At 72.9% G+C, this 7,304-nt stretch carries 6 protein-coding genes and 1 pseudogene; 4 read left to right on the forward strand and 3 right to left on the reverse strand.

What is annotated here, in order from left to right:
* Positions 1 to 1,273: AMP-binding protein (locus CCN33_RS20990; protein WP_086695110.1), on the forward strand; the 1,273-nt coding region annotated here is incomplete at its 5' end.
* Here the strand turns inward: CCN33_RS20990 and paaK are convergent.
* Entirely contained in the window at positions 1,270 to 2,565 is a 1,296-nt protein-coding gene (gene paaK / locus CCN33_RS20995; RefSeq protein WP_086695111.1) for a phenylacetate--CoA ligase PaaK, read from the reverse strand. The genes CCN33_RS20990 and paaK overlap by 4 nt on opposite strands.
* 249 nt (positions 2,566 to 2,814) lie before the next feature.
* Between paaK and CCN33_RS21000 the strand changes: the two genes are divergently transcribed.
* The 3 genes from CCN33_RS21000 (at position 2,815) to CCN33_RS21010 (ending at position 4,692) form a co-directional block, all read left to right on the forward strand.
* Positions 2,815 to 3,057 (forward strand): DUF397 domain-containing protein, encoded by a 243-nt coding sequence (locus tag CCN33_RS21000; protein ID WP_086695112.1) that lies wholly within the window; start codon positions 2,815 to 2,817, stop codon positions 3,055 to 3,057.
* Positions 3,058 to 3,220: 163 nt separating this feature from the next.
* Positions 3,221 to 4,123, forward strand: a complete 903-nt coding sequence (locus CCN33_RS21005) for a universal stress protein (protein WP_086695113.1) — start codon at positions 3,221 to 3,223, stop codon at positions 4,121 to 4,123.
* Between the two features lie 71 nt (positions 4,124 to 4,194).
* Positions 4,195 to 4,692 carry a hypothetical protein gene (locus CCN33_RS21010; protein ID WP_086695114.1) on the forward strand — a complete coding sequence of 166 codons (498 nt, stop codon included), beginning with the start codon at positions 4,195 to 4,197 and terminating at the stop codon, positions 4,690 to 4,692.
* 21 nt (positions 4,693 to 4,713) lie between these two features.
* Here the strand turns inward: CCN33_RS21010 and CCN33_RS21015 are convergent, their stop codons facing one another.
* Positions 4,714 to 6,681 (reverse strand): N-acetylmuramoyl-L-alanine amidase, encoded by a 1,968-nt coding sequence (locus CCN33_RS21015; RefSeq protein ID WP_086695115.1) that lies wholly within the window; start codon positions 6,679 to 6,681, stop codon positions 4,714 to 4,716.
* Between the two features lie 265 nt (positions 6,682 to 6,946).
* A pseudogene (locus tag CCN33_RS21020) lies at positions 6,947 to 7,304 on the reverse strand (aminoglycoside phosphotransferase family protein); the annotation flags it as partial.

The raw sequence follows: 7,304 nt of genomic DNA on the forward strand, positions 1-7,304 counted from the left end.
CCTCGGCTGCGCCCGCGCCGGCCTCGTCCACGTCCCGGTCAACCAGAACCTCACCGGCGCCGACCTCGCCTATCTGCTCGACCAGTCCGGCAGCGCTCTCACCCTCACCGACCCGGCCCTCGCCGGCCGGCTCCCGGCCGGCACCCGCGCCCTCCCCCTGCGCGACGCCGAGGACTCCCTGCTCGCGGGGCTGGCCGCCACCGAGCCGTACGACGGGCCCGAGCCGCGCACCGAGGACCTCGTCCAGCTGCTCTACACCTCCGGCACCACCGCGCTGCCCAAGGGCGCGATGATGACCCACCGGGCGCTTGTCCACGAGTACCTCAGCGCGATCACCGCCCTCGACCTGAGCGCCGGTGACCTGCCCGTGCACGCGCTGCCGCTCTACCACTCGGCGCAGACGCACGTCTTCCTGCTGCCGTACCTGGCGGTCGGCGCGACCAACACGATCCTCGACGCCCCCGACGGCGACCGCCTGCTCGACCTGATCGAAGAGGGCCGCTGCGACAGCCTGTTCGCGCCGCCCACCGTGTGGATCGCGCTCGCGGGCCGCCCCGACTTCGCCGACCGCGACCTCGGCGGCCTGCGCAAGGCGTACTACGGTGCCTCGGTCATGCCGGTGCCCGTACTCGAGAAGCTGCGCGAACGGCTGCCCGGACTCGCTTTCTACAACTGCTTCGGGCAGAGCGAGATCGGCCCGCTCGCCACCGTGCTCGCCCCCAGTGAGCAGAAGGGACGCCTGGACTCCTGCGGCCGCACGGTGCTGTTCGTGGACGCCCGCGTGGTCGACGAGGAGGGGGCAGAGGTGCCCGACGGCACCCCCGGCGAGATCGTCTACCGCTCGCCCCAGCTCTGCGAGGGGTACTGGGACAAGCCGGAGGAGACCGCCGACGCCTTCCGCGACGGCTGGTTCCACTCCGGCGACCTCGCGGTACGCGACGCCGACGGTTACTTCACGATCGTCGACCGGGTGAAGGACGTCATCAACTCCGGCGGGGTGCTGGTCGCCTCCCGCCAGGTCGAGGACGCCCTCTACACGCACGACGCGGTCGCCGAGGCCGCCGTGATCGGCCTGCCGGACGAGCGCTGGATCGAGGCCGTCACCGCCGTCGTCGTGACCCGCGGCGAAGTCACCGAGGACGCGCTGATCGCCCACGTCCGCGAGCAGCTCCCGGCCTTCAAGGCGCCCAAGCGCGTGCACTTCCTGGACGGCCTCCCGCGCAACGCCAGCGGCAAGATCCTGAAAAGGGAGCTGCGCGACCGGCTCGGCTAACGGGGGCGGAGGTCCACGATGCGGCGGATCTTGCCCACCGAGCGCTCCAGCGACTCCGGCTCCACGATCTCCACGGACACCGACACGCCGATGCCGTCCTTCGCCGCCGCCGCGATCGACCGGGCCGCCGCCTCCCGCGCCTCCGGCGTGGCACCCGGACGCGCCTCCGCCCTGACGGTGAGCGCGTCCATGCGTCCCTCCCGCGTCAGCCGGAGCTGGAAGTGGGGCGCCACACCGGGGGTGCGCAGCACGATCTCCTCGATCTGGGTGGGGAACAGATTGACCCCGCGCAGGATCACCATGTCGTCGCTGCGCCCGGTGATCTTCTCCATCCGCCGGAACACCCGCGCCGTCCCCGGCAGCAGCCGGGTCAGGTCCCGTGTCCGGTAGCGGACGATCGGCATCGCCTCCTTGGTGAGCGAGGTGAACACCAGCTCGCCCCGCTCGCCCTCCGGCAGCACCTCGCCGGTGATCGGGTCCACCACCTCCGGATAGAAGTGGTCCTCCCACACGTGCAGACCGTCCTTGGTCTCCACGCACTCCTGCGCCACGCCCGGACCGATCACCTCGGAGAGACCGTAGATGTCCACGGCGTCGATGGCGAACCGCTCCTCGATCTCCCGCCGCATGCTCTCCGTCCACGGCTCCGCCCCGAACACCCCCACCCGCAGCGAGGTGGAGCGCGGGTCCACGCCCTGCCGCTCGAACTCGTCCAGCAGCGTCAGCATGTACGAGGGGGTGACCATGATGACGCCGGGGCCGAGGTCCTGGATCAGCCGCACCTGCCGGGACGTCATGCCCCCGGACGCGGGCACCACCGTGCACCCCAGCCGCTCGGCGCCATAGTGCGCGCCCAGTCCTCCGGTGAACAGTCCATAGCCGTACGCGACATGGACGACGTCACCGGGCCGCCCGCCCGCCGCCCGGATCGAGCGGGCCACCATGTCCGCCCACACCGAAAGGTCGTTGTCGGTGTAGCCCACCACTGTGGGCAGCCCCGTCGTCCCACTGGACGCGTGCAGCCGCCGCACCCGCTCGCGGGGCACCGCGAACATGCCGTACGGGTAGTTCGCCCGCAGGTCCGCCTTGGTGGTGAAGGGGAAGTGCGCGAGGTCCGCCAGCGAGCGGCAGTCCTCCGGGAGGACCCCCGCCTTGTCGAAGGACTCCCGGTAGAACGGCACATGCGTGTAGGCGTGCCGCAGCGAGGCGCGCAGCCGCTCCAGCTGGAGTGCCCGCAGCTCCTCCGGCCCCAGCCGCTCACCCGCGTCCAGCAGGTCCGTCTCATCCGCCATCGGGGCATCCCTTCGCACACGACACACATCACGACACGCAATACGGACGACCGATCATTCGGTCGATCGTGCCGAGGTCAGTAATTCAGGCCGTCGGGCCCGGGACAAGAGGCGGGCCGGGATTTTTCCGTGCGCGACCAGGCACCCGCGTACACCCACCCGCCACAAGGTCCCCCTCACGTGGCCTGTGCGGCGTCCTGGCCGGTCGCTAGGCTGAGCCGCGGACGACGAAGTGGGAGGAGCACGGACGTGGCCGAGAGCACCATCCAGCAGCAGTCGCTCACGGGCTGGGACAAGCCGGACCTGGATCTCAGCGGGGCCGAGTGGCAGTCCAGCAGCGGGGGGCGGGGCGATGTCCAGATCGCCTTCGTCGAGGGCTTCGTCGCCATGCGCAACAGCCGGCGCCCCGAGAGCCCCTCCCTGATCTTCACCCCCGCCGAATGGGGCGCCTTCGTCCTGGGGGCCCGCGAGGGCGAGTTCGACCTCACCTGACGCGAACGGGCGGACCCGGCCGGAGCCGACCGGGGGTGTTCCGGCCGCGATTGCCCAACACGCGCCCCGCGCCGCCACCACCCGTCCGCCGCCTGAGCGAGGCTGGCCCCGACAAGAGGCCCGCCCCGGCACGGGGAGGCCGCGTCCCGGGAGGTGAGGAACGATGAGCGCTGTGCCGGTCATCGCCGCGGTCGACGGTTCCGAGGACAGCCTGCGCGCCCTCGACTGGGCCCTGGAGGCCGCCCGCCGCCGCGTCGCCCCGCTGCGCGTGGTGCATGTCCGCCAGTACGCGGCCTGGGGCCAGGCCGACATCCTCGTCGCCGGCCCGCCCGACGACAGCGGCGACCCCGTTCTGGACGAGGTCCGCGACCGGCTCGCCGGCCTGCCCGAGCTGCCCACCGTGGAGTACGTCGCCGTCGAGGGCGTACCCGGCGCGGTCCTGCCCGAACTCGGCGCCGACGCCCAGCTGCTGGTCCTCGGCTCACGCGGCCGGGGCGGCTTCGCCAGCCTGCTGCTCGGCTCCAACTCCGTCGCCGCCGCCCGCGACACGCCCTGCCCGGTGGTCGTCGTCCCCCGCCCCGGCCGCGAGGTGCACGCCGAGCCCCCGGCCGAACCCGGACGACGGGTCGTCGTCGGGCTCCACGTCGACAGCCCCGACGACGGCGTTCTCGGGTTCGCCTTCGCCGAGGCGTCGCTCCTCGGCGCGCGCCTCCAGGTGATCGCCGCCTACCCGTGGCCCGTACAGACCTGGTCCGCCCCCGGCCAGCTCGTCCCGCCGCCCGTCGACCAGGTCGCCGTGGAGAGCGAGACCCGCGTCCTCGCCGAGGGCTTCCTCGACCCGCCGCGCGCCCAGTACCCGGGCGTCGACGCGGAGGCCGAGGCGCTGCCGGGCGACGCCGCCGGACACCTGGTCGCCCTCTCGGCCGGCGCCGATCTGGTCGTCGTCGGCCGCCACCGGCGCCGGCTGCTCGCGCCCGCCCGCATGCTCGGCTCGGTCACCCAGGCCGTCCTGCTGCACGCGGCGAGCCCCGTCGCCGTCGTGCCCTCCGGCCTCGTCGAGGAATGAGCCCGCACGGGGGCATGTCGGGAGGGCTCCCGCACGCCGCCGGGCCCCTTCGGGCACGTACCATTGGCGGCATGTCGTTCCTCCGCCGCCGCAGCGCCACTCCCGCCGGACCAGACTTCGACGTGCTGGCCATGGACCCCGGCGACTGGCCCGGCAACCTCGGCGCGGGCCTGCTGCCCGCTCCCGACGGAAGCTGCCAGGGCGTCTTCCTGCGCTACGACCTGTTCGGCGGCCGTGGCCCCGCCATGATCATCGGCAATCTCCCCGAGGGCTCCCCGGCCCGCGAGACCGCCGAGGGCGAGATCCCCTTCGAGGTGGCCCAGCTCCTGCTGGCGCTGGACAACGAGGAGGAGGTCACCGTCGTCGGCTCCGAGGACACCCCCGTCCTCCAGGGCGACAACCTGCTGATCGTCCGCCGCCTCAAGCTCTCCGAGGGCCGGATCTCCTGCGTGCAGTTCGACCGCAGTGACGGCGTCCTGGTGACCATCGCCGCCTGGGACCGCCCCATCACCGACGACCTGTACGCCCTGCTGAAGCCGCTCCCGGCGGAGCTGTTCCAGCAGGGCTGAGGCCGCCCGGTCCCGGTCCGCCTAGCGGCGGGCGGCCGCCAGGTCCACGTCCGCAGCGCGGACGAATCCGACCCGGTGGCCGTACTGGATCTCGTAGTACAGGTCCTTGCCGGTGATGACCCGGTGCGAGTCCTCGGTGAAGGTGACCGCGTAGTAGTACTCGCCCGGAACCCGGTCACCGACGACGTACTTCTGTCCGGCTGGGATCGTGTACGGCAGCGGCACCACCGACTGCGCCGGGACGCCCGCCGGGTACGCCTCCTTCTCCGGGTAGGCGCGGCCGTACACCGGGACGCTCGCCAGACCCGCCTTCGGGGTGATCGTGACCCCGGACGCGGGGACCGCGGTGGCCTCGCGGTGCGGGTTGAGGAACCACGCCTTCTGCCCCAGGTACCAGATCGCCGTCCAGTCGCCCCAGCGGTCCGCGACCGCGTACTGCTGGCCGGTGGAGACGCGTGAGGACAGGTCGTTGACGCCGTCGGTCGGGGCGGTGCCCAGGCCGATGTCCTTGATCAGCGGCGCCTGCACATCGTGGTCGGAGTAGAGCCGCACCTCGCCGGAACCGTGGGCCGGGCACGGCTCGCCCTTCGTCGTGCAGCCCGTGTAGACCGGCTGGTTGGCCGCGTAGTCCGGCAGGATCGTCACCAGGCCGGAACGGCTGGTACCGGTGCGCTTGAAGGGGTGGCCGAGCAACTGGAAGTAGTGCCGCCAGTCCCAGTACGGGCCCGGATCGGTGTGCATGCCGGGAATCGTGGACGTCGTCGGGCCGGGCACGTTCTCGTGGCCCAGGATGTGCTGCCGGTCCAGCGGCACGCCGTACGCGCGGGACAGGTACTTCACCAGCCGGGCCGAGGAGCGGTACATCGCCTCCGTGTACCAGGCGTCCGGGTCGGTGAGGAAACCCTCGTGCTCGATGCCCACGGAGCGGGCGTTCACATCCCAGTTCCCGGCGTGCCAGGCGACATCCTTCGCCTTCACATGCTGGGCGATCAGACCGTCGGTCGAGCGGATGGTGTAGTTCCAGGAGACATAGGTCGGGTCCTGGATCAGGTTCATCACCCCGTCCCAGCCGCCCTCGGTGTCGTGGATGACGATGTACTTCACCCGCTCGGCGGCCGGGCGCAGGCCCAGGTCGTGGTTGCCGTAGTCGTTGTCCCCGAACTCCTCGTACGGCGCCGGGACCGACACACAGGACACCGACCTCGGGCACTCGACGTCACCGGCGGGCGCGGTACGCAGCCCGGCACGCTTCAACTGGGCGGTGTCGGGCTCGAGTCGAGGGCTCGCCTTCAGCTCGACCCGCTGGCCGGCGTCGGTGGTGCGCTGCTCGCCGGTGCGCAGCACGTCGTACACGTCGTTCGCGTACGCGGCGGCCGTCGCCGTGTCGTCGGCGGAGGAGAAGCGGGCCACCGCGCCGTACCAGGCGGCCGGGTCGGCGCTGAGGGGCTCGCCCAGCTCGCGCTGGGCGGCCGCGAGCAGTGCGGCGCCGCCGGCGATGTTGGCCGCCGGGTCGGTACGCAGCTCGGCCGCCGGACGGCCCGTCAGCTCCGCCGCGCGGCGCAGTGTGGTCAGCCGGGCGGGCAGCTTCGAGGGGGCCGGCGCCCCGGCCCCGGGGTGCAGCGCGGGGCGGGCGTCGTCACCTCGGGCGTCCTCCGTGCCCTGCGCGTGGTGCTCCGTCGCGGCCAGCGCGGTACCCGCGTCGGTCAGGTGCATCGGGCCGTAGCCGCCGCTGACGCTGGGCGCACCGGCGTGCGCGTCCCAGCGCGACTGGAGGTAGGAGACGGCCAGCAGGACGCTCTGCGGGACGCGGTACTCGGCGGCCGCACTGCCGAAGGCGTGCTGGAGCCGGCCGTCCGGGGGATCGGTGGGCGCGGCCGGGGCTGCGCCGAGCAGCGGCAGCACCAGGGCGGCCGTGGCGAGCGTTCCGGCGGTCCGCTTCAGGCGTCTGACACCGGGTGCGGACGACGGGTCGGGGGCGAATCCTCGCAATGCGGCCTCCTGTGACGGGCGGGGCGTGGCGGGACGGGCGGCGCCGAGCTTGGTCAGTGGTACCGGCTTGCCGACGATCCGTCAATGATGCCCTCGGGAAGATGATTTCCCACGTCACACAGGGTTTCGGGCGAGTTTCGCGCTGATGGGGCGCGGGCCTGCGGGGCGTCAGTGGCGTAAACCACTGACCCCCCGCCTCACGGGCCCGGAACCAGGAACCGCGATGCGCCGCCGCTCGGGCGTACCGCGGTGCTCCAGGCCCGCTCTAGCGGGTGCCGACCGCCGCGCGCACGGCCCGGCGGGCCATGTGGCAGTCGTCGTGCAGCCGCCGCAGGAGCAGGCGCTGTTCCTCACCGGACGGGGTCACGCCCGGGGCGACCGGGGCCGGGGGAGTGCCGTGCATCGAACGCTGTACGGCGGTCTCGTAGGCCCGGATCTCGCGGGTCAGCACCAGCATCAGGTTGACCAGGAAGGCGTCGCGTGAGGCCGGGCCGCCCGACTGGGCGAGCTGGCTGATCTGACGGCGCGCGTCCGGAGCGTCCCCGAGGACCAGCCAGAGGGTGGCCAGGTCGTATCCCGGCAGATACCAGCCGGCGTGCTCCCAGTCGACCAGCACCGGGCCG

Origin of the sequence: Streptomyces recifensis, from assembly GCF_002154615.1 — a bacterium.
GTDB classification, from domain to species: Bacteria; Actinomycetota; Actinomycetes; order Streptomycetales; family Streptomycetaceae; genus Streptomyces; species Streptomyces griseoluteus.